Raw genomic sequence first — 22,131 nt, 5'->3', positions numbered from 1 at the left:
TCCCTCTCCTCTCCGGTGGACAACCTTTTCGTAAGTTCGACAACCAAGATCCGCAGGTTTACCTTGTCCGTTTTACGAAAAGGTTGTCCGCAGAGCAGAACGGGCTGCGTCAGCGCGTGCGCGGCACGCCTGGGCCCGGGCGCGGGGCCAGGTGCTGCTCCTGGAGGCGGGCCGCGCCGTCGTCCCACGACCAGCCGCGAAAGGCGGCGGCGTCGGCGAGCGTGCGGGACCACGCCAGCGCCTCCTCACCGCGCTCGCGGCCTACGGACATGTAGTGGCGCAGCAGGCCGGCAGCGGCCTGGGCGTCGTCCAGCGCGCTGTGATGGCGGCCGATCTCGACGCCAGCCACCTCGCAGCACGTGGTCAGCCGCCGCGAGGGCGTGGTCATGAAGTGCCGCGCCCACTCCATCGTGCACACGCGCGGGACGCGTGCGCCGCGTGCGAGGTGGCCGCGCCTGCCTAGCGCCTGGGTCAGGAAGCCGACGTCGAAGCGTGCGTTGTGCGCTACGACCACCCGGCCGGCGAGGTCACGCGCCAGGAGGTCGGCGACGTCGTCTAGGCCTGGTGCGTCGGTGAGGTCGGTAGGTCGCAGCCCGTGGATGAAGGTCGGGCCGACCTCGATCGTTCCGTCCGGGCCCGCGCCCGGGTTGACGAGGGTCGACCACTCGCGCTGGGGCAGGCCGTCGGGCCCGGTCAGAACCAGTCCGATCTCCAGGATCGAGTCAGTGGTCGGGGACAGTCCCGTGGTCTCCAGGTCGACGACGGCGTAGCCCACCTCGCAGGGGTCAGCTGGCTGCGGGGCCGGCGCGGTGGCGGACCGCGGCGCTGGGCCGACTGTGGGGAGAGGGCCAAGTCTGCGTGAACGACGGTAGAAGGGCATCGCTGACATGCTATCCGGGACTGTGGGTACCTCCGCCAACCACCTCCGCGCCGACGGACCACCCGTGCCTCCACCGACCACTGCAGGGGCGCGAGTCTAGCGGTCGGCCGGGGAACAGGCGGTCGGCCGGCGCATAGGCGGTCGAGTGGGCCTTTGACGGAGGCTGGCTCTCGGCACGGGTCTGGCGCCCGGCGTTAGGCTCGCCTCATGACTGACGCCGCATCCGCCCTGCGCACCGCTCCTGGGGCCCCGGTCCTCAACAGCACGATCCGCTCCCAGCTTGCCCACCGCACCATCCGCGCCTACACCGACGAGCCGGTCAGCCCCGAGGTCATGGAGACCCTGCTGGAGGTCGCCCGTCACTCGGCCACCTCCTCGTTCCAGCAGCAGGTGACCATCATCCGGGTCACCGACCCGGCCCTGCGCGAGGAGCTGCGTGAGGTCTCCGGCCAGCCCTACGTAGGCGGCACCAACGGGGAGCTGCTGGTCTTCGTCGTCGACCTCCACCGCAACGCCGTCCTGCGCGAGCGTGCCGGCGCGTCCCTGGAGCCGCTGGAGCGCACCACCTTGTTCCTCCAGGGCGTGGAGGACGTGGTGATCGCGGCGCAGAACGTCGTCGTCGCGGCAGAGTCGCTGGGGCTGGGTACCACCTACCTCGGCTCGATCGGCGCCGACCCGCGTCGCGTCATCTCAGCCCTCGGCCTGCCCGACCGCACCTACCCCCTGCTTGGTCTCATGGTGGGCCACCCCGGGCAGGAGCCCCAGTTCAAGCCGCGCCTGCCGCGTGAGATCACCGTGGGCACCAACTCCTACCCGGACCTGGGGCTGCACGAGGAGGCGCTCGCGGCCTACGACGACGTCGTCGAGCAGTACTACGACATGCGCGACACCGGCCGCCGCGTCGACTCCTTCACCACCCAGATCGCACGTGCCCTGGGCAAGGGCGGCTCCTCGGCCTTCCCGGTGGCCGAGGTGCTTCACGAGCAGAGGCTCTGCCTGGACTAGGCCGGAGGTGACCGCGTGACTGACTCTGCTACGCACGACGGCCGGGTCCTGCCTGCGCTGGAGGCCTTCAGCTTCCCGGTGGGCCTGGTGCTGACCGGTGGCGGACAGGTGCTGGCCCAGGCGGGCGAGACCGACGAGGTCTTCCCCTTCGCCTCCGTCACCAAGCCGATCGTCGCCTGGAGCGCGCTGGTCGCCGTCGAGCGAGGGCTGCTGAGCCTGGACGACCCCGCCACGCCAGGCGCGGGACGCGACGACGGGTCTGGTGCCGGTGGGGGAAGCAGCCACCAGGTTGCGCTGCCCGGTGCGACCGTCCGTCACCTGCTGTCCCACTCCTCGGGCATCGCCTTTGACTCCGACGCCGTGCTGGCCCCGCCGGCGCGCCGACGCGTCTACTCCAACCGCGGTATCGAGATCCTGGGGCGGCGTCTGGTCGAGGCTACTGGCACGCCGTTGGAGGAGTGGGTGGAGACCACGGTTCTGGAGCCGCTGGGGATGGCGAGCGTGAGCGTGCCTGGCTCGCCGGCCTACTCCGGCCAGGGCAGCGCCGAGGACCTGTCACTCTTCGCCCGCGAGCTGGCTGCGCCCACGCTCGTGTCACCGTCGCTGGCCCAGGAGGCCTGCTCCGTCGTCTTCCCCGGGCTCGACGGCGTGCTGCCGGGGTACGGGCGGCAGTCTCCCAACGACTTCGGGCTGGGTCTGGAGATTCGTGGGACCAAGCAGCCGCACTGGACGGGATCGGGCAACAGCCCGCAGACCTTCGGCCACTTCGGCCAGGCTGGTTCCTTCGTCTGGGTGGACCCGGTGGCCGGACGACAGGCCGTGTTCCTGGGAGCCCGGCCCTTCGGGCGGATGCACGTGGAGGCGTGGCCGGCGCTGAACGACCAGCTGCTCGCCTTCTAAGCCGGGTGCGGGCGTCGCTGCAGCTAACACCTCTTCTCCAAGACGGACAACCTTTTCGTAAGCTGGACAACGCAAAACCCTGGTTCTTGGTTGTCCAGCTTACGAAAAGGTTGTCCGCGGGGAGGGGCGTTGATGCGCCCCCCCGTCTCGGCAGACGGAACCGAGAAGTTACTGTGATCCCTGGTGCTGCAACTCATTGAATGAGATGATTGGGTGCATGGCTTCAATCACGCTGCACAACGACCCCGTCTCCACCGTGGGCGAGCTGCCCGCCATCGGCTCGGCCGCCCCGGCCTTCGACCTCGTCGGCGCGGACCTCGCGTCGGTCACCAGCGAGCAGCTGGCCGGCCGCCGCGTCGTCCTGTCCGTCTTCCCCTCCGTCGACACGGGCGTGTGCGCCCAGTCCGTGCGTGAATTCAACAAGCGTGCGGCCGAGCTGGACAACACCACCGTGGTGTGCGTGTCCATGGACCTGCCCTTCGCCCAGGCTCGCTTCTGCGGCGCCGAGGGGCTCGACGGCGTCGTCACCGCCTCCGGATTCCGGTCCACCTTCGGGGCGGACTACGGCCTGACCATGGCTGACGGCCCGCTTGCCGGGCTGTACTCGCGGGCCGTCGTCGTCATCGACGCGGACGGCAAGGTCACCTACACCGAGCAGGTTCCCGAGATCGGCCAGGAGCCTGACTACGAGGCTGCGATCGCCGCTCTCGCCTGACCCTGCTGAGATCGCGTCTTCAGTGTGGGAACGAGCGCGACAGACTCGTTCCCACACTGAAGGCGCGATCTCACCTCAGGAGGAGGGGGCTTGGCGCCGTCGTCGCCTACCCTTAGGAACGTGATCGCCAACGACTCCCACCGTGCCCGCCTGGCCCAGCTCGTCAACGACCTCGCCGTGGTGCGAGGCAAAGTCACCCTCGCGTCCGGACTGGAGTCCGACTTCTACGTGGACATGCGCCGCGCCACCCTCCACCATGAGGCGGCCCCGCTCATCGGCCACGTCATGCTCGACATGCTCGAGGAGGCCGGCCTAGGTACTGACGAGATCGCGGCGGTCGGTGGCCTGACCATGGGGGCCGACCCTGTGGCGACCGCGATGCTCCACGCCGCAGCCTCGCGCGGGCTCGACCTGGACGCCTTCGTGGTCCGCAAGGCTGCCAAGGACCACGGCATGAAGCGTCGTATCGAGGGACCGGACGTGGCCGGACGAGACGTCGTCGTCCTGGAGGACACCTCTACCACCGGTGGGTCCCCGCTGGAAGCGGTCGAGGCCCTGCGTGAGGCAGGCGCCAACGTGCGCGCGGTCGCCGTCATCGTCGACCGTGACACAGGCGCCCGTGAGCGCGTCGAGGCCGCCGGCCTGCCCTACTACGCCGCGCTCGACCTGGATGACCTAGGCCTGCGCTGAGGTCCGGTACCTGGGGCGTGGCCGTGCTGATCGTGTCGAGCCTGAGGGCGGGGCTGACCGCAGCCTGGCAGCCGGTTGCCGCGTCCGGGCCACAGCCTGCGCCCGCTGAGAGCTGGTCCGGCCAGGCGGTTGCTGGACTCGTGGTCTGTGTGCTGCTCCTGCTCACCGTCGGGTGCCTGGGGCTCGTGTGGCGGCACGGCCGCAGGCTGTACGCTGCCGGGGAGACGATCGACCAGTTCTGGCGCGGCCTGGAGGCGGTCCTTATCCGCCACCACCGTGCTGCCGAGGACCTGGTGCGTCAGGCAGACGCGCGCGGCCTGCTGACCGACGGCGCCCGCGAGCGTGCCGAGTCCGCCGTCGCCTTCGCCACCATGACCGGCACTCCCACGCAGCGTGCGCGGCGGGAGGAGAGCCTTCACGAGGCCATGGGCGCCGTCATGGCGGCCCCGAGCGGGGCAGGCGACGCCGCTGCCGTGCCTGACTCCGATCCCCTCGCCGGTGCGGTGGCCGAGTACGCGGCAGCCTGGGAGGAGGTGGAGACCGTGGGACGCCGTTACAGCGAGCTCGTGCTGGGGTACAACCGGCTGGTGGCCAGCCCCTTCAACATCCTGTGGAACCGCCGTCTGGGGCGCCAACCGGCCCAGGGCTTCACGCCGGAGCACCCTGGCGTGCTGCACACGGTCGACGTCCTGTGAACGGTCAGGACAGGCTGGGTGGTCGGGCTTCGGACCTGCCTGATGAGGCGCAGCGTCGCGGCTGGTCCGCAGGGCGTGACAACGCCGGCTACTGGGCGGCCCTCCCACCCGAGCAGGACCGCCCGGCGGACGTGCGGGAGGTCGGCGTCGGCCCGTGGCCCGGGGGAGAGGCGGCGTGGCCGACGGACCCACGCTATGACCGGGACCTGCTGCGTGAGGGGGACCGGCGCAACGTCGTTGACCGCTACCGGTACTGGAGCGTCGAGGCGGTTCGTGCGGACCTGGCCGCTCGGGCGCATCCGCTGCACGTGGCGATCGAGAACGTCACGCAGGACCTCAACATCGGCTCGATCGTGCGCACTGCCAACGCCTTCAACGTCGGCGCCGTGCACGTGGTGGGCCGACGCCGGTGGAACAAGCGCGGGGCGATGGTCACTAACCGCTACCTCGACGTGCGTCACCACCCTGAGCCCGGTGGCCTGCTGGAGTGGGCCGCGCAGACCGGTTACGAGCCGATCGCGATCGACAACGGACCGGGCTCGGTCCAGATCGAGCGCGTCGGGCTGCCGGAGCGCTGTCTGCTGGTCTTCGGCTCAGAGGGAGAGGGGATCAGTGAGGAGCTGCGTGCCGGCTGTACCCGTCTGCTGCGGATCGGGCAGTACGGCTCGACCCGCTCGATCAACGTGGCGGCAGCCGCGGCGATCGCCATGCACAGCTGGGTGCTCCAGCACGCCGGCCCTGCGCCGGACTGAGGCTGTGTCCCCGCACCGGGCGACGACGGCATTGCATCGCTTTCCACTGTGAACAGTCGATCCCCGCGCCGCCCGCGTGGGGATCGACTGTTCACAGTGGAAAGCGACGATGAGAGCACCTGCGACGCCCGGGTGAGGAACGGAGTGTCGTGGGCCTCCGGGGTGTCCGGGACGTTCAGCCGGTTTCCGCCGGCCGCCATCCGTGGGACAATCAGTACTGCACCACTGCACTTTGAATACTCAGGAGGCATCCAGTGGCCATTGCAACCCCGGAGTCCTACGCCGACATGCTCGACCGCGCGAAGGCTGGCGGCTACGCCATCCCCGCGATCAACGTCACCTCGTCGCAGACTCTTTCCGCCGCCCTTCAGGGCTTCGCCGAGGCTGAGTCTGACGGCATCGTCCAGGTCTCCAACGGCGGTGCCGCCTACTGGTCCGGCTCCTCCCGTGCCGACAAGGTCAAGGGATCCCTGGCCATGTCCGCCTACGCCTACGCCATCGAGGGCCTTTACCCGATCACCTTTGCCCTGCACACCGACCACTGCCCCAAGGGCATGATCGACCCGTGGCTGCGCCCGCTGCTGGAGATCGAGGTCGAGCAGGCCAAGCGCGGTGAGCCCACCGCCTTCCAGTCCCACATGTGGGACGGCTCCGCCGAGACCCTCGAGGACAACATCGCCATCGCCAAGGAGCTGCTGGCCCTGTCCAAGCAGGCGAGCACCATCCTCGAGATCGAGATCGGTGCTGTTGGCGGCGAGGAAGACGGCATCAAGGGGGCGGAGAACGCCAACCTCTACACCACCGCTGACGACGCCTGGGCCGCCGTCGAGGCCCTCGGCCTGGGTGAGAACGGCCGTTACACCACCGCTCTGACCTTCGGCAACGTCCACGGCGCCTACAAGCCCGGCCACGTCAAGCTGCGTCCGGAGCTCCTGGGCGAGATCCAGGACGAGGTCGCCCGTCGTCTGGGTGACCGCCTGCAGACCAAGGTCGGGGACAAGAAGTCTCCCTTCGACCTGGTCATGCACGGTGGCTCCGGCTCCACCGCCGAGGAGATCGCCACTGCCGTGCGCAACGGTGTCATCAAGATGAACGTGGACACCGACACCCAGTACGCCTTCACGCGTCCGGTTGTCGACCACATGTTCAAGAACTACGACGGCGTGCTCAAGGTTGACGACGAGGTCGGCAACAAGAAGGCCTACGACCCGCGCGCGTGGGGCAAGGCCGCTGAGAAGGGCATGGCCGCCCGTGTGGTCGAGGCCTGCGAGCGCCTCGGCTCGGTCGGCTCCGCTTCCAAGCAGCACTGAGTCGGTTCCGCGTCGTCGCCCCGACGGCGTGGACAGCCTCCTGACCGCCGCCCGGCGTCTCCCGCGAGACGCCGGGCGGCGTGGTCTGCCGGTGGCTGTGCTGCCGGACGGTGGCTGCGGAGGATGGCTGCGGACGGTGGTCCACACCGATCCACCCCAGGCGCACCTCCACTTCCGAGCGCACGCCCACCCACCCCGTGTGCTCACAAGGCTGCACCGATCTCCCAAGGTTTCCGCTGTGCATCCTTGTGAGATGAGTGCAACCTTGGGTGATCGAGCGCGGGGGCCGGCCCCGCCTGGCCTGACGCCGCCTCGCTTGCCCGTCTGTGCGCTCCCCTTCCAGACGACCGTCTGCCGGCGGCCCGCCGGCGGTCGCTTGTTTCCTCGGGAGGTTGTGAATGCGGTCAGAGGGGGACTGCGCGAAGGCCCGGGAGCGGTAGCGGTTCCGGTTGCCGGGCCTTCTTGCTCGCCGTAAACTCAGCCTGTCCGCAACGGTGCGGACCCCATCCCTCAAGGAATCACGACATGAGAATCTCACTCAAGGTAGCGTCCGCCTGCTGGCGATGGTGATTCTCCCCGGTATCGTGAGTATCAGTACCGCTCCGCCCGCTGAGGGGCAGTACATCGATGTCGATGGCTACTACGGCTCTGGTACGCGGAGGGCCGTTCTCAACATTCAGAACCGATACGGACTCACTGCAGATGGCGTCTATAGCCCCAACACAGGGAGTGCCATGCGCTGGCGCGCGTCCAACGGGTCCATCGGCCGGTGGAACTGAGGCGGGCCGGGACCTGGTGACTGTATGGAGGCGGCGTAGATGAGCGGCGTGGACGGTGCGGGCTCGCGCACGTGGAGGTCAAGCGCGCGAGTGCTCGGTGTCATGACCGTGGCGGCCTTAGCCCTGGGGGCCTGCTCGGGCTCGCCGGGGGAGACGTCGTCGCAGGGTGCAGACACGTCAGCGGGTAGCTCCAGCGACGTGCAGCCGGTCCACGTGCCTCAGGATCAGACCCGGTGGACGCTGCCGACTGACCCCTATGTGACGAGTTTCGCCGTCGTCGCTCAGGCCTTCGACGTCGTCCAGGCGAACTGCATGCACGAGCGGGGGCACGAGTCATTCCAGGTGCGCCACGATGCCTCGGCCCCCGCGCCCCAGACACAGGCTGCCGACGGCTATTCCGCCGTGTTCAACGAGACGGTCGCCGCCACGTACGGCTACCGGCTCGCCCCTGACCCGCGGGACCTTCTCGAGGACAAGATCGCGGCAGCCGGAGGAAGTCTCTACGGAAATGAGAGCGACGAGTTCTGGACGGACTTCAACGAGTGCAGTACGGAGGCGGACACCGCCCTCAACGGCGGCTCCCCATTGCCTACGTCTGTTCCGCAGGAGGCGGGTGAGGGCGGTATTCACAGTGGGCTCAATCGGCTCGCGGTAGACTTCTCGTCCCCTCAGCTCGTCACGGCCGCGGAGAGCTGGCGCGCGTGCATGACTCCCCTCGGCATCGTCGACCTGCCTGATCGGCCCTGGCTGCCCGGAGCCCAGCCGCCTGAGTCCCTCGTGGCGGCCTGGGGCTGGCAGACGACGGGGGCGCCGACGGCGGACGAGCTTCGCGTCGCCACCGCCGACGCCGCCTGCCGGCGCTCCTCCGGATGGTTCGACCAGCTCTACGAGGCCGAGTGGAACCTCAGGCAGGACTTCGTTGCGCAGCACGTCGCCGACCTCGAACCGGTCCGTCTCCAGCTCGAGCAGCAGCGTGCCACCGCCGAGCAGATCATCGCGAGGGGCGGGGCGTGAGGCACCGTCTCCTCGTCATCCTCGTCGCCGTGCTGACTGCCGCCGCCCTCGTCGCCGGGACATGGGCGGCGGCCAGCCACTTCCAGTCACCCGCCCAGCGTGAGGCCTCCGCCCAGGCTCCCACCCCGGGCCCGGTGCTCGTCACGGTGGCGAGAGGCGACCTCACCGAGCGTACGACCCTCATGGCCAACGCTGCCGCGGCCACGAGCCAGAAGGTTGCCCTGCCCGTCCCGGAGGGACGCGCCGTGCTCACACGTGCCGGCGTCGACGCGGGTGGCAGCCTGACGAGCGGGCAGGTCGCCGCCTGGGTCAACGACCGCCCCGTCATCGTCCTGCGCGGAACGTTCCCGTTGTACCGGGATCTCGGCCCAGGGGACACAGGTAACGACGTCGTCCTCCTCCAGCAGGCTCTCACCGACCTCGGCTACGGTCTGGTCGCCGACGGCGTGCTCGGCACCGCCACCGTGCGGGCCCTCACGGGCCTCTACCACGCGGTGGGTGCGGACGCCCCCACCCGTCCCGCGACCGACGCCCCGCCCGCCGCCGGCGCGAGCGCCCAGCCCACCGCGCAGGTGACACCCTCCGACGCCCCCGCGCGCGGGGCCACGGACGGCTCCGGTGCCTCCCAGAGCCAGCGAACCGAGGTCTTCCTTCCGCTCAGCGAGGTCCTCATCCTGCCGACGACGCCCGTCACCGTCACTGCCGTACCTAACGTTGGCACCCTTCTGACCGGGGACAACGCGTACCTCACCACCTCCGACGGCGGTCTCACACTCACCACCAGTATCACCGGCCCGGTATCGGCACGAGTGGTCACCGGGATGTCGGCAACTGCCACCCTCGGCACGACGAGCGTGCCCGTGTCCATCACGAGCGTCAGCCCACAGACGCAGGGGCCCGACGCGAGCGCCTCCCAGAGCACGGTAGGAGCCGACGCAGACGCCGGCAGCTCGGGCGGCGTCGGCGTGCGCGCCGTCCTCACCCCTCAGAGCGGCGACCTCCCGCAGGACTGGGAAGGCCACAGTGACGTCCTCGTCACCCTCGACCTCACCGAGCCTCTCACGAACGTCCTCATCCTGCCCGAGCGTGCCATCGCGACCGCCGCCGACGGGACCTCCAGCGTCCTGGCCGTCGGTGACGACGGCTCACTGCGGCAGACCCCCGTCACACGGCTCGCCTGTGTGAATGGAACGTGCGCCATCGCGGAGCCAGACGCGGGTGCCGGTGTCCGGGAGGGGACACAGGTCAGGGTGGACCGCTGATGGCTCTCCTTGAGCTGAGGGACGTGTGCCGCACCTACGCGGGCGAGGTCCCGGTCCCCGCCCTGCACGGTGTCACCGTGCGCATCAAGCAGGGCGAGTACGTGGCGATCGAAGGTCCCTCCGGGTCCGGTAAGTCGACCCTCCTCAACCAGATCGGGCTCCTCGACACACCGACGAGCGGCAGCTACCTCGTCAACGGGCAGGAGACCACCCGGCTCGGTGACACCGCGAGGGCTCGTCTTCGCTCCCAGACCATCGCCTTCATCTTCCAGTCCTTCCACCTCCTCAACAGCCGCACCGTCCTCGACAACGTCGCACTCGGCACGCTCTACCGTGGCCTGCCGCAGCGGCGACGCAACGAGCTCGCCCACGAGGCCCTCGAGTTCGTCGGCCTCGCGCACAAGGAGTGGCAGAGGGCCTCGCGGTTGTCGGGCGGGGAGCGCCAGCGCGTCGCCATCGCCCGGGCCGTCGCCTCAGGAGCCCCCGTCGTCGTCGCCGACGAGCCCACCGGCAACCTCGATCGTGCCACCGGGGCGCAGGTCATGAGGACGCTGGAGAGGCTCCATGAACGGGGCACCACCCTCCTCGTCGTCACGCACGACTCCGCCGTCGCCGCCCGTGCCGCACGCAGGCTCCACGTACTCGACGGGCGCGTGCACGAGGACGAGCCCGCCGTCAGCTCGCGCGACCCGGTCGAGGCGCCCCGCCCGGAGGGGCGTCCCTCCCGCCTCCGACCGGTCGACGGCCTCATTGACGCCTGGAAGGGCCTGTGGTCCAAGCGCTCGCGGGCGGTGGCCCTCATCGCCTCCGTCACCCTCGGTGTCGCGCTGGCACTGACGACGGCCGGCCTGTCGACGACGGCCCAGGCGCAGGTCTCCGGGCTCTTCGACGCGCAGCGCAACCAGCGGGTCACCCTCACGAGCCCCGCCCTCACCGAGGAGTCCCGCGCCGCTGTGACCGCCCAGGCAGTCTCCGAGGAGTCGCTCGACAGGCTCGGTGACGTCGCAGGCGTGCGTTCCTGCCTCGTCACCGTCAACCACGGCCAGGTCGTGGCGAGCACCCTGCCGCAGTCCGCGCAGCGCGCACGAGCCAGCGGCGCTGTCGAGCGCAACCTCATCGGCGTCGTGGGCGCACGCCTGCCCGGCGACCTCCTCGCCGTCGACACGCAGGGCGCGGTGCTCGACACTCTCAGGGACGGCGAGGTGCTCGTCGGCTCCCAGGCTGCGGCGGACCTCAACCTCGGGCCCCTCCTCGCCGAGCCCGTCCTGTGGATCGACGGCGCCCCCCATCGCGTCGTCGGCGTCGTGACCGAAGCCGGTCTCCAGGCGGGGCTACTTAGCTCCCTTATCGTCACGGAGCACGACGCCGCTGGGATAGCCCCCATCCAGTGGGCGAGCGTCGAGCTGCACGTCGACCCTGGCGCGGCGGCCCAGGTCGCGGGCCAGGCACCCGTCGCCTGGATCCCCAGCGCGTCCGAGCAGGTCTCCGTCGATGCCCCGCCCGACCCTCAGGGGCTGCGCGAGACCATCGAGTCCAACCTCGCGACGATGCTCATGACCCTGACCGGTGTCACCCTGCTCGCGGCGGTGCTCTCCCTGACGAATGCGATGACGACGGCCGTGTACGAGCGCGCAGGGGAGTTCGGACTGCGTCGCGCGATCGGCGGCAGACGCGCGCACGTGACGGCGCTCGTCCTGGTGGAGAGCATCGTCATCGGGCTCGTCGGCGGGGTCCTGGGCGCGTACGCCTCCGTCCTCGCGATTCTCGGCGTCACCGTCGCACGCGGGTGGCAGCCGGTCCTCGACCCGGTGCTGCTGCCGTTCGGGCTCGTCGGCGGGATCGTCGTCGGCATGCTCGGCGGTGCGCTTGCGACATGGCGTGCATCCCGGATCGAGCCCTCGGACGCCCTGCGGGTGTGATCGGGTGCGCGGGCGCCCGCCCCTACCCCCGCTCGCACCCTTCGCGGGGCGGATGGCCCGGGGCCAGTCGCCGTTCTCCGGTAGGCTGGCGCGCGGCGTGCGCTCAGTCGCGCCGGTCTCTAGCAAGGGGAGCAGCCATGCCTGCGGTTGTTGTCGTCGGTGCCCAGTGGGGCGATGAGGGCAAGGGAAAGGCGACTGACCAGCTCGGTCAGGACGTCGACTACGTGGTGAAGTTCAACGGCGGTAACAACGCCGGCCACACCGTCGTCATCGACGGGGAGAAGTTTGCCTTCCACCTCCTGCCTGCCGGCGTGCTCACGCCTGGCGTCGTGCCGATCATTGGCAACGGCGTGGTGGTGGACCTGGAGGTCCTCTTCAGCGAGATCGCGGAGATCGAGTCGCGTGGCAAGGACGCCTCCAGCCTGCGCCTGTCCGCCAACGCCCACATCATCCCCTCCTACAACCGCGTCCTGGACCGCACCACGGAGCGCTTCCTCGGCACCCGTCAGCTGGGCACCACCGGCCGTGGCATTGGCCCCACCTACGCGGACAAGATGAACCGTGTGGGCATCCGTGTCCAGGACCTGTTCGACGAGTCGATCCTGCGTCAGAAGGTCCACTCGGCCCTGGACCAGAAGAATGGCCTGTTCCTCAAGGTCTTCAACCGCCCAGCCATCGACCCGGACGAGGTTGCCGACGAGCTGCTGTCCTACGCCGAGCGCGTGCGTCCCATGGTGATCGACTGCTCCCTGGAGCTCAACAACGCCCTGGACGCTGGCAAGACCGTTCTCTTCGAGGCTGGTCAGGCCACGATGCTAGACATCGACCACGGCACCTACCCCTTTGTCACCTCCTCCAACCCCACCGCGGGTGGTGCCTGCACGGGCACGGGCGTGGGCCCCACGCGCATCGACTCGGTGGTAGGCGTGGTCAAGGCCTACACCACCCGTGTGGGTGAGGGTCCCTTCCCCACTGAGCTGCTTGATGACATGGGTGAGCGTCTGCGCAACGAGGGTGGTGAGTTCGGCGTCACCACCGGGCGCCCGCGCCGCTGTGGCTGGCACGACGCTGTTATCACCCGCTACGCCTGCCGTGTCAACGGCCTGACGGACCTGGTCATGACCAAGCTCGACGTGCTGACCGGCCACGAGACCATCCCGGTGTGCGTGGCCTACGACGTCGACGGCGAGCGCACCGAGGAGATGCCGCTGACCCAGACCAGCTTCCACCACGCCAAGCCGGTCTACGAGGAGCTGCCTGGCTGGAGCGAGGACATCACCGGTGTGCGTGAGTTCTCTGATCTGCCCCGGGCCGCGCAGGACTACGTGCTGCGTATCGAGGAGCTGGCGCGCACGCGTGTCAGTGCCATTGGCGTGGGTGCGGGGCGGGAGGCCACGATCACGCGCCACAAGCTGCTGGGCTGAGCCTACGGCTGGGTGCGAGGGCTGGTTGCCAGCCTGAGTGCCTGGTCCATGACGACGGCGGCCGGTCACCTCGGGTGGCTGGCCGCCGTTGCGTCGTGAGGGGTGACGACGGCGTCGCCCGACTACCGGAAGGACGCCAACGATCAGGGTTGTCAGGATTGCCTAAGTAAGGTTAGCCTTCGGAAAGTTCTGGCGGGGCGGGAGGCCCCGCTGCCGCTTCCTGAGGACTCGTCGTGTTCATCGCCAACCTGCTCATCGCGCTGCGCGAGGGCTTTGAGGCCGCGCTCATCGTCGGCATCATCGCTGCCTACCTGGTTCGAAGCGGACGGCGCGACGTCCTGCCCAAGATGTGGCTCGGCGTCGCCGTCGCCGCCTGCCTGCCCCTGGCGCTGGGCGCGGTCCTCACCTGGGGGCCTAAGACCCTGACCTTCCGGGCCCAGGAGATCATCGGCGGCAGCCTCTCGCTCGTCGCGGTCGCCATGGTGACCTGGATGATCTTCTGGATGGGCCGCAACGCCCGCATGCTCCGGAAGGGCATCGAGGGGAACCTGGAGCACGCGCTGTCGGGGTCCTCATCCGGCTGGGGCGTGGTGTGGATCGCCATCATCTCGGTGGGTCGCGAGGGCCTGGAGACCGCCCTGTTCATCTGGGCCACCGTCAAGTCCTCGGTGGAGAACCACGTGGTGGCCACCAGCGCCGGCGTGGTGGTGGGCCTCGTCATCTCAGTCGTGCTGGGGTGGCTCGTCTACAAGGGGGCTGCCCGCATCAACATGCGGCTCTTCTTTGCCGTGACCGGCTACTTCCTCATCCTCGTGGCAGCGGGTGTGGTCTCCTACGCCGTCGCCGACTTCCAGGAGGCGGGCCTCCTGCCCGGCATCATGAACCACGCCTGGGACGTCTCCGACTACCTGCCGGGACAGAGCTCGCCGGTCCACTGGCTCTACATCGTGGCCAAGGCGATGTTCCAGGTCGAGGTCCAGCCCACGGTGCTCCAGGTCGTCGCCTGGTGGCTCTACATCGTGCCCACGCTCCTTCTCTTCACCCGCCAGGTTCGCGGCACGGCCAGGCGCGTGGCCTCAGCCCAGGTCCCGAGCGTGCCGGCTTCCGGGGCCGACGACGCAGCCGGCTCCCGCTCCGTCGTCGCCTCTGTCTGAGCGCGGCTGGGCACCCACCCCATCGACTACTGCTACCTGTCCCACAACCACACCTATAGGAGAACGACGTGAACACTCCCGTCCGACCCGCCCTGCGTGGCACCTCGCGCCGCACCGCCCTCACCCTGCCGCTGCTGGCCCTGGCCGGCTTTGGCCTGGCTGGCTGCGTGGACAACAAGCCCGCCTCCTCCGGCCCCTCTGCGGGGGCCACCGAGGTCACCGTCACCATCACCGACGACGGCCTGGAGCTGTCCACCACCTCCTTCCCCTCCGGCGTGGTCACCTTCACCATGACCAACAACGGCACGGTGGCCAACGAGTTTGAGATCCTGACGGAGAACAAGCTGCAGATCGTCTCCGAGCAGGAGAACATCGGCCCGGGCACCACGGCCTCGCTGACCACGGCCCTGTCCGAGGGCACGTACTACGCCGCCTGCAAGCCGAACATGGTAGGAGAGCTCAAGGGAGTCACCGAGCTGACGATCACCAAGGGCGTCGCCGTCGAGGTCTCTGAGGACGTCGCCGAGCTGGAGAAGCAAGCGGTGACCAACTACACCGCCTACGTGCGTGACCAGGTGGGCCAGCTGCTGGAGGCCACCACAACCTTCACTGAGGCCTACACCGGCGGGGACACGGAGAAGGCCAAGGAGCTCTTCCCATTGGCACGCCAGCACTACGAGCGCATCGAGCCGACGGCCGAGTCCTTCGGCATCGAGACCGCGGGTGACCTGGACGAGGCTCTTGACCTGCGTATCCAGGACCTGGCGGCTGACGCCCGCGTCGAGACGACCGACCCCTCGGTGATCGCCGAGTGGACCGGCTGGCACCGCATCGAGGCGGACCTGTGGGACGGCGGTGAGGGTTCCCCCTTCGCCTTCGCTGATGCTGCCGCCCGCCAGGCAGTGGCCGACAAGCTCGTCGAGGACACCCAGAAGCTCTACGACCTGGTCTATGGCAAGGTCGAGGGGCCTGGCGGCGTCTTCGAGCTGACCCTGACGGACGTCGCGACGGGTGCCGCGGCGCTGCTGGAGGAGGTGGCCCTGTCCAAGATCGTGGGTGAGGAGGAGACCTTCTCGCACACCGACCTCTACGACTTCAAGGCCAACGTCGAGGGCGCCGAGGTCGCCTACGGCAACGTCGAGGAGATCGTGAGGAAGAACGACGCTGACCTCGCTGCTGAGATCACCAAGCGTTTCGCGGTGGTCAATGACCTCATTGCCGCCCAGGAGGACGGCACCACGGCTGACGGTGCTACGACGTACGTGGACTACTCCACCATCGCCGCCGTTCAGCTCAACGCGGGCGAGGCCCCCTCGGACGCCGACTACACCGAGGTCCAGCGCGAGTTCTCCGACGCCGTCAACGCCCTGAGCGAGTTGCTCTCCCAGGTCGCCGGCACCGTCCTGCACTGAGGGGTGGGAGACGATGACTCAGCCCGGTACGCCCGAGCGCGGTGAGACGATGAGAGGGAGGGGACCCGCGGAGGAGCACGAGGTCGTGCAGACGCCTGCGGCCACGAACGCGCAGGAGGCTGCCAGTGTGGGGGAGGAACCGAGCGGGTCTGAGCCGGCGGCGTCGGCCGGTACGGCGCCGCGGCGTCCCCGGGTGAGCCGGCGTGCGGCCTTTACCACGGCCGGCATCGGTGCGGCGATGGCCGGCCTGGCCGGTTTTGGTGCCGGTCGGGCGAGCGCGCCCTCGCCTGCCGAGCACACCGCGCTGGCCTACGACTTCCGCGGTGAGCACCAGGCCGGCATCCTCACCCCTGCCCAGGACAACCTGTACGTGGCGGCCTTCGACGTGGTCACCAACGACGTCGAGGAGCTCAAGGAGCTCATTGCTGCCTGGACGGTGGCTGCCGAGCAGATGTGTACCGGAGAGCTCGTGGGCGGGGAGCCGGACGCCAACGCCCAGCTCCCGCCCAGGGACACCGGCGAGGCCTGGGGCTACCCGGTCTCGGGACTAACGATCACCTTCGGCGTGGGCCGGTCGCTGTTCGTGGACGCTGACGGCAACGACCGCTTCGGCCTCAAGGCCAAGATGCCGGCGGTCCTGGACGAGGGCATGCCGAGCTTCCGCGGTGACCAGCTGCGTGAGGCGGACTCGGACGGTGACCTGCTCATCCAGGTCTGCTCCGACGACGCCCAGGTCTCGGTCCACGCGATCCGCAACCTCACGCGTATCGCCTTCGGGACGGCCACCATGCGTTGGAGCCAGATCGGCTACGGGCGGACCTCCTCCACCTCCACGGAGCAGGAGACGCCGCGCAACCTCTTTGGGTTCAAGGACGGGACGAACAACGTCAAGGCCCAGGACTCTGCCGCCGAGCTTGCCGAGCACCTGTGGGTCCAGCCGGGCGATGACGACGCCGCCTCGTGGATGGAGGGCGGCACCTACTTCGTGGCGCGCAAGATTCACATGTTCTCTGAGATTTGGGACCGCATCCGGCTCATTGAGCAGGAGCAGGTCTTTGGTCGGGACAAGCGCTACGGTGCGCCCCTGAGCGTGGCGGAGCCGACCTCGTCCAAGGACGAGTTCACGGCGGTGGACTATGGGGCCACGGACAGCGAGGGCCAGCCGCTGGTGCCGGAGGACTCGCACATCGCCGTCGTCGCTCCTGAGCGCAACTCAGGCCGGCGGATGCTGCGCCGTGGTTACAACTACACCGAGGGCAACGACTCGTTGGGCCGGCTTCAGACGGGCCTGTTCTTCATCGCCTTCGTGCGTGACCCGCGCACGAACTTCTACCCGATCCTGGACAAGATGACGAGGAACGACGCCCTTCAGGAGTACCTCCAGCACCGCAGCGCCGCGCTGTTCGCGGTGCCGCGAGGTGTGGCCGCCTCGGACACGGCCTGGGCGCAGGAGCTCTTTGCCTGACGGCTACGTTTGCCCCGGCGGACCACTAGTGCCCCGACTGATCACGAAATCCTCGACCGACCCCCGGAATAACGTTATTTCAGGGGGCGGTCGAGGATTTCGTGGTCGGTGGAGGCGTTGGTGGTCGGCCGTGCCCTGTGATGATCGGGCTCAGACCGGGGCCCCGGTGTGGATGGCTGTGGGGAGCCAGCTCGGTACGCTGGGCGTCCGGCCATAGCCAGTGCAGGGAGCCAGGTGGTCCTCAAGCGCCGCGCGTACGACGACTGCCTGCCCCGCCAGACCCCCGCCGCCAGCGGAGGACGGCTGCCGTGCCGAGCATCACCCCGGCGGCGCACACACTAGCGATGACGGCCGTAGCGTGCCGGTCCCACCAGCTCAGTCCCTCGTCGGCGGTGGCGTAGCCGGTGGCGCGCACCCCGGCAGACAGCGCGCCGGCGTCCTGCCAGGTGACGGTTGAGCCGTGGACGGTGCCACCGTCGGCCTCGACGACGGCGCCGGGGAAGGTCACGGACACGCGGACGTCGACGACGCCGGCCAGTGAGTCCGTCAGGGTGGCGTCGGGCCGTGGCTCGGCCTGCCCGGCTGAGCCCGTGCCGGAGCCTGCGCTCGGGGACGGAGCCGGGGCGCCGTCGTCGCCGTCCTCGGTGGTGACGGTGGGGTCGACGCCACCGGTGACGGAGGTGGCCAGGTCGGTCAGGTCGACGACGTAGAGGTCCCCGTCGCGCACGACGAGGGCCCCGCTACCGTCCTCGCCGGATGACCTGCTGACCTCGACCCCACGGATGGTGACGCGGCAGCCGGTCCCGGCGTCGTCGTCGGCGGATCCGATGCTCTCGGCGCTGACGGTCCCTGAGGAGGACGAGCCCACGAGCGAGGGGTCGGCGAAGGTTGAGCAGTCGGTACCGGTGGTGAGCACAGTACCGGTGGTGTCCCGCATCTCCAGGGTGACGTCGTAGGTGCCCGAGGGGGAGATCGTCATGTCCATGTGCGCCGTGCAACCGGCTAGGGCGAGCGCAGTCAGGACCATGGGCGCAGCGGAGGCGGGGCGCCGACGGTGGAGCGTGTCCTGCGGACGACGACGGGCAGGAGCGAGAGGGGGTCTGTGCAGCACGACATGACGCTAGCGCAGCCTGCTTCACTCGTGGCGGAATGCGGCACAGCGGGCCTGTGAGGTCGGTGAATGCCCGCGATGTGGCGGAAAGCACCGGTTAGGGGGGAATGGGGGTGGGACTTTGGGACCTAAGGGGACGTGCCGAGAGCGCGGGGTTGAGAGAGGATAGGACCGACAACCAAAGTCACACGAACCCATGAAAGGGACTCACATGACTGTGTCTGCGCAGGATGTCCGCGCCGCGGCCCCCGCAAACGCCCCTGAGGACGTCATCGACTTCGCCATCCGCCTGGCGGAGCTCGGTAAGCCCGAGAACGTCTACTTCTGCGACGGCTCCCAGGAGGAGTGGGACCGCCTGACCTCCGAGATGGTGGAGTCGGGTATGTTCACCCGCCTCAACCCGGACAAGCGCCCTAACTCCTTCCTCGCTCGCTCGCTGCCCTCTGACGTCGCTCGCGTGGAGTCTCGCACCTTCATCTGCTCCGAGAAGGAGGAGGACGCCGGCCCGACCAACCACTGGTACGACCCGGCTGAGATGAAGAAGATCCTCAACGAGAAGTTCGACGGCACCTACGCCGGCCGCACGATGTACGTCATCCCCTTCTCCATGGGTCCCCTCGGCGGTCCGATCTCCCAGCTGGGTATCGAGATCACCGACTCCCCCTACGTCGTGGTCTCCATGCGCATCATGGCCCGCATCGGCACCAAGGCCTTGGACCTCATCAACGAGGGCCGCACCTGGGTCCCGGCCGCGCACTCCGTGGGCGCCCCGCTGGCTCCGGGCCAGGAGGACACCGCCTGGCCGTGCAACGAGGAGAAGTACATCACGCACTTCCCCGAGACCAACGAGATCTGGTCCTACGGCTCCGGCTACGGCGGCAACGCCCTGCTGGGCAAGAAGTGCTACGCCCTGCGTATCGCCTCGACCATGGCCCGCCGCGACGGCTGGATGGCTGAGCACATGCTCATCCTGCGCCTGACCGACGAGAAGTCCGGCAAGCAGTACCACGTCACCGCGGCCTTCCCGAGCGCCTGCGGCAAGACCAACCTCGCCATGCTCCAGCCCACCATCGAGGGCTACAAGGTCGAGACCGTCGGCGACGACATCGCCTGGATGCGTCCCGGCGAGGACGGCCGCCTGCGCGCCATCAACCCCGAGGCCGGCTTCTTCGGCGTCGCCCCGGGTACGTCCTACAAGACCAACCCGATGGCCATGGACACCATGAAGGCCAACACCATCTTCACCAACGTCGCTCTGACCGACGACGGTGACGTGTGGTGGGAGGGTATCGACGGCGAGCAGCCCGAGCACCTCATCGACTGGCAGGGCAACGACTTCACCAAGGCCGACTCCGAGGCCGGCAAGAAGGCCGCGCACCCGAACTCGCGCTTCACCACGCCTGCCTCGCAGTGCCCGATCATCTGCCCCGACTGGGAGGCCCCCGAGGGCGTCGCGATCGACGCCATCCTCTTCGGTGGTCGCCGCGCCACCAACGTGCCGCTTGTCGCCGAGCAGTACGAGGGCGCCCACGGCGTGTTCATCGGCGCCTCCGTGGCCTCTGAGGTCACCGCTGCCGCCACCGACGTCAAGGCTGGCTCTCTGCGCCACGACCCCTTCGCCATGCTGCCCTTCTGTGGCTACAACATGGCCGACTACTGGGGCCACTGGCTGGAGATGCAGGCCAAGCTGGGCGACAAGTTCCCGAAGATCTACCAGGTCAACTGGTTCCGCAAGGACGAGGACGGCAAGTTCCTGTGGCCGGGCTACGGCGACAACGCCCGCGTCCTGGACTGGATCGTGCGCCGCGCCTCCGGTGCGGTCGAGGGCATCGAGGGCGTCACCGGTGTCTACCCCAAGTTCGAGGACTTCAACCTTGAGGGCGTGGACGTGGACAAGGCTGCCTGGGACAAGATGTACGACATCGACCCCGACGCCTGGGCTGCCGAGATGGACGACACCGAGGAGTACTTCAAGCAGTTCGGCGACAAGGTTCCTGCCGAGATCACCGAGCAGCTGGCGAAGTTCCGCGAGCGGATCGCTGCGGCCAAGGCCTGATTTCTGGCCTCGGTCGCCCATGAGGTGTGCGTTGGATCTCACCAGCGTGCGCCTGGCGAGGCGGTCATAGCGCGAGAACGCGGTGCGTGCTTCTAGCGCACTGTGCATCTCGCATGTCTCACAGACAGGTGGCGCCCCCAGCGTGAGCTGGGGGCGCCACCTGCGTGTGTGGGGTTCCTCCCGCTACCCTGACCCTGTGAAGATCCTCCTTCTAGGCTCCGGCGCTCGCGAACACGCCCTTGCCCGTGCCCTCGCCGCAGACCCGCAGACCACCGAGCTCGTCGTCGTCCCCGGTAATCCGGGAACAGCGGCCATCGCAACCAACATCAAGGCGGACCCCACCTCTCCCACCGAGGTCACCCAGCTCGCCATTGAGATGCAGGCCGACCTCGTCGTCGTCGGACCCGAGGCGCCACTGGTGGCAGGCGTGTCTGACGCTCTGCGCGAGGCCGGAATCCCCGTCTTCGGACCCGGTGCTGAGGCTGCCCGACTCGAGGGCTCCAAGGCCTTTGCCAAGGAGGTCATGGAGGTCGCCGGCGTCCCCACCGCTGAAGCCGCTGTATGTACCACCCAGGCCGAGCTTGAGGCGGCCTTCGACCGCTTCGGCGCCCCCTACGTCGTCAAGGACGACGGGCTCGCGGCCGGCAAGGGCGTCGTCGTCACTAAGGACCGCGCCGCAGCCCTCGCCCACGGGCTGGCCTGCCTAGACAAGGACGGCGGCCGCGTCGTCGTCGAGGACTACCTCGACGGCCCAGAGGTCTCCCTCTTCTGCGTCTGTGACGGTGCCACCGTCCGGCCCCTCGCCCCTGCCCAGGACTTCAAGCGCCTGGCTGACGGCGACGCTGGTCCCAACACCGGCGGCATGGGGTCCTACACCCCCCTCACCTGGGCCCCCGCAGGTCTGACGGAGCAGGTCGTCTCTGAGGTCGCCCAGCCCGTCGTCGACGAGATGGCTCGCCGGGGCACCGCCTTCTCCGGCCTGCTCTACTGCGGCCTCGCCCTGACCAGCCGCGGCCTGCGTGTGGTGGAGTTCAACGTCCGCTTCGGCGACCCCGAGACCCAGGCGGTGCTGGCGCGCCTGACCTCCTCGCTGCCCCAGCTCTTGCTGGCAGCTGCCACGGGTGCTCTCCATGAGGTCCCTGCGCCGATCTGGTCCGAGCAGGCTGCCGTCGACGTGGTTCTGGCCGCCCCCGGCTACCCCGGCACCGTCGCCACCGGCGGGCGGATCACCGGGATCGAGGAGGCCGAGGCTGTTGAGGGCGTGCACGTCCTGCACGCCGGTACCGGCCTGGACGACGACGGCGAGCTGGTGGCCACCGGCGGTCGCGTTCTGTCCGTCGTCGCCCTGGGGGACACGGTGGAGCACGCACGTGCTCGCGCCTACGAGGCGCTGTCCCACATCCATCTCGACGGTGCCCAGTACCGCACCGATATCGCCCTGGGCCGCTGACCCGGACCCGCCTGGCCGGCCATGACGGCGCCGCTCGCTTCCTCGAGAACCGAGCGGCGCCGTCGTTCATGGGTGGGACCCGCGGCTGCGACCGACTGGTTCCTGGCGGCACGGGTTTGTGTCAGTGGGGCCCCTAGG

The 22,131-nt window shown here is 69.2% G+C and carries 19 protein-coding genes; 17 read left to right on the top strand and 2 right to left on the bottom strand.

All coding sequences use genetic code 11. The features are described 5' to 3' along the window. Positions 1–109: 109 nt before the first annotated feature. Complete coding sequence (locus HRL51_RS10425) at positions 110–880, bottom strand: 3'-5' exonuclease (RefSeq protein ID WP_244960167.1); 771 nt, start codon at positions 878–880, stop codon at positions 110–112. Positions 881–1,087: 207 nt separating this feature from the next. Here HRL51_RS10425 and HRL51_RS10420 point away from each other — a divergent pair, with 207 nt between their 5' ends. The 15 genes from HRL51_RS10420 (at position 1,088) to efeB (ending at position 17,376) form a co-directional block, all read left to right on the top strand. Further along, positions 1,088–1,885, top strand: coding sequence for an NADPH-dependent oxidoreductase (locus tag HRL51_RS10420; protein ID WP_172191708.1), 798 nt, complete (start codon positions 1,088–1,090; stop codon positions 1,883–1,885). A gap of 15 nt (positions 1,886–1,900) precedes the next feature. Then, positions 1,901–2,785: a serine hydrolase domain-containing protein gene (locus HRL51_RS10415; protein ID WP_172191706.1), complete on the top strand. Its 885-nt coding sequence runs from the start codon at positions 1,901–1,903 to the stop codon at positions 2,783–2,785. 217 nt (positions 2,786–3,002) lie between these two features. Next, the gene (gene tpx / locus HRL51_RS10410; RefSeq protein ID WP_172119317.1) at positions 3,003–3,500 is read left to right on the top strand and encodes a thiol peroxidase; all 498 of its coding nucleotides are present in this window, start codon (positions 3,003–3,005) and stop codon (positions 3,498–3,500) included. 120 nt (positions 3,501–3,620) lie between these two features. Then, complete coding sequence (pyrE, locus tag HRL51_RS10405; RefSeq protein WP_172119318.1) at positions 3,621–4,190, top strand: orotate phosphoribosyltransferase; 570 nt, start codon at positions 3,621–3,623, stop codon at positions 4,188–4,190. 23 nt (positions 4,191–4,213) lie between these two features. Further along, positions 4,214–4,885: a hypothetical protein gene (locus HRL51_RS10400; protein WP_172119319.1), complete on the top strand. Its 672-nt coding sequence runs from the start codon at positions 4,214–4,216 to the stop codon at positions 4,883–4,885. Between the two features lie 131 nt (positions 4,886–5,016). Then, on the top strand, positions 5,017–5,637 hold the full coding sequence (locus tag HRL51_RS10395) for a TrmH family RNA methyltransferase (RefSeq protein WP_244960297.1): 621 nt from the start codon (positions 5,017–5,019) through the stop codon (positions 5,635–5,637). 254 nt (positions 5,638–5,891) lie between these two features. Continuing rightward, the gene (gene fbaA / locus HRL51_RS10390; protein WP_172191704.1) at positions 5,892–6,947 is read left to right on the top strand and encodes a class II fructose-bisphosphate aldolase; all 1,056 of its coding nucleotides are present in this window, start codon (positions 5,892–5,894) and stop codon (positions 6,945–6,947) included. Positions 6,948–7,510: 563 nt separating this feature from the next. Beyond that, a complete protein-coding gene (locus HRL51_RS12035; protein ID WP_172191702.1) occupies positions 7,511–7,726 on the top strand; it encodes a peptidoglycan-binding domain-containing protein in 216 nt (71 codons plus the stop codon). Between the two features lie 258 nt (positions 7,727–7,984). After that, the gene (locus HRL51_RS10380) at positions 7,985–8,740 is read left to right on the top strand and encodes a hypothetical protein (RefSeq protein WP_172191700.1); all 756 of its coding nucleotides are present in this window, start codon (positions 7,985–7,987) and stop codon (positions 8,738–8,740) included. Next, a complete protein-coding gene (locus HRL51_RS10375) occupies positions 8,737–10,002 on the top strand; it encodes a peptidoglycan-binding domain-containing protein (protein WP_172191698.1) in 1,266 nt (421 codons plus the stop codon). Before HRL51_RS10380 ends, HRL51_RS10375 begins: the two co-directional genes overlap by 4 nt. After that, positions 10,002–11,921 carry an ATP-binding cassette domain-containing protein gene (locus HRL51_RS11950; RefSeq protein WP_172191696.1) on the top strand — a complete coding sequence of 640 codons (1,920 nt, stop codon included), beginning with the start codon at positions 10,002–10,004 and terminating at the stop codon, positions 11,919–11,921. Before HRL51_RS10375 ends, HRL51_RS11950 begins: the two co-directional genes overlap by 1 nt. 137 nt (positions 11,922–12,058) lie before the next feature. Next, the gene (locus HRL51_RS10365) at positions 12,059–13,345 is read left to right on the top strand and encodes an adenylosuccinate synthase (protein ID WP_172119325.1); all 1,287 of its coding nucleotides are present in this window, start codon (positions 12,059–12,061) and stop codon (positions 13,343–13,345) included. A 233-nt stretch (positions 13,346–13,578) separates the two neighbouring features. Next, entirely contained in the window at positions 13,579–14,499 is a 921-nt protein-coding gene (gene efeU / locus HRL51_RS10360) for an iron uptake transporter permease EfeU (RefSeq protein ID WP_172119326.1), read from the top strand. A 68-nt stretch (positions 14,500–14,567) separates the two neighbouring features. Next, positions 14,568–15,911, top strand: coding sequence for an iron uptake system protein EfeO (efeO, locus tag HRL51_RS10355; protein WP_244960166.1), 1,344 nt, complete (start codon positions 14,568–14,570; stop codon positions 15,909–15,911). Positions 15,912–15,960: 49 nt separating this feature from the next. Beyond that, the gene (gene efeB / locus HRL51_RS10350; protein ID WP_172192008.1) at positions 15,961–17,376 is read left to right on the top strand and encodes an iron uptake transporter deferrochelatase/peroxidase subunit; all 1,416 of its coding nucleotides are present in this window, start codon (positions 15,961–15,963) and stop codon (positions 17,374–17,376) included. Positions 17,377–17,617: 241 nt separating this feature from the next. Here the strand turns inward: efeB and HRL51_RS10345 are convergent, their stop codons facing one another. Continuing rightward, entirely contained in the window at positions 17,618–18,487 is an 870-nt protein-coding gene (locus HRL51_RS10345; protein WP_244960165.1) for an LppM family (lipo)protein, read from the bottom strand. Between the two features lie 211 nt (positions 18,488–18,698). On the opposite strand from HRL51_RS10345, the gene HRL51_RS10340 reads away from it, so the two are divergent. Next, positions 18,699–20,543 (top strand): phosphoenolpyruvate carboxykinase (GTP), encoded by a 1,845-nt coding sequence (locus HRL51_RS10340; RefSeq protein WP_172191694.1) that lies wholly within the window; start codon positions 18,699–18,701, stop codon positions 20,541–20,543. 196 nt (positions 20,544–20,739) lie between these two features. Further along, positions 20,740–21,993, top strand: coding sequence for a phosphoribosylamine--glycine ligase (gene purD / locus HRL51_RS10335; RefSeq protein ID WP_172191692.1), 1,254 nt, complete (start codon positions 20,740–20,742; stop codon positions 21,991–21,993). The last annotated feature ends 138 nt before the right edge of the window (positions 21,994–22,131 follow it).

Origin of the sequence: Actinomyces faecalis, from assembly GCF_013184985.2 — a bacterium.
Classification (GTDB): Bacteria; Actinomycetota; Actinomycetes; order Actinomycetales; family Actinomycetaceae; genus Actinomyces; species Actinomyces faecalis.
The sequence above is the reverse complement of the archived record's forward strand: the minus strand, read 5'-3'. Positions and strand labels throughout refer to the sequence as shown.

Bases quoted from the DNA above. Each gene is read 5' to 3' on its own strand.
- HRL51_RS11950 (WP_172191696.1), top strand. From the start codon at position 10,002: ATGGCTCTCCTTGAGCTGAGGGACGTGTGCCGCACCTACGCGGGCGAG.
- HRL51_RS12035 (WP_172191702.1), top strand. From the start codon at position 7,511: ATGGTGATTCTCCCCGGTATCGTGAGTATCAGTACCGCTCCGCCCGCT.
- HRL51_RS10340 (WP_172191694.1), top strand. From the start codon at position 18,699: ATGACTGTGTCTGCGCAGGATGTCCGCGCCGCGGCCCCCGCAAACGCC.
- HRL51_RS10425 (WP_244960167.1), bottom strand. From the start codon at position 880: ATGCCCTTCTACCGTCGTTCACGCAGACTTGGCCCTCTCCCCACAGTC.
- efeB (WP_172192008.1), top strand. From the start codon at position 15,961: ATGAGAGGGAGGGGACCCGCGGAGGAGCACGAGGTCGTGCAGACGCCT.
- HRL51_RS10365 (WP_172119325.1), top strand. From the start codon at position 12,059: ATGCCTGCGGTTGTTGTCGTCGGTGCCCAGTGGGGCGATGAGGGCAAG.
- tpx (WP_172119317.1), top strand. From the start codon at position 3,003: ATGGCTTCAATCACGCTGCACAACGACCCCGTCTCCACCGTGGGCGAG.
- HRL51_RS10420 (WP_172191708.1), top strand. From the start codon at position 1,088: ATGACTGACGCCGCATCCGCCCTGCGCACCGCTCCTGGGGCCCCGGTC.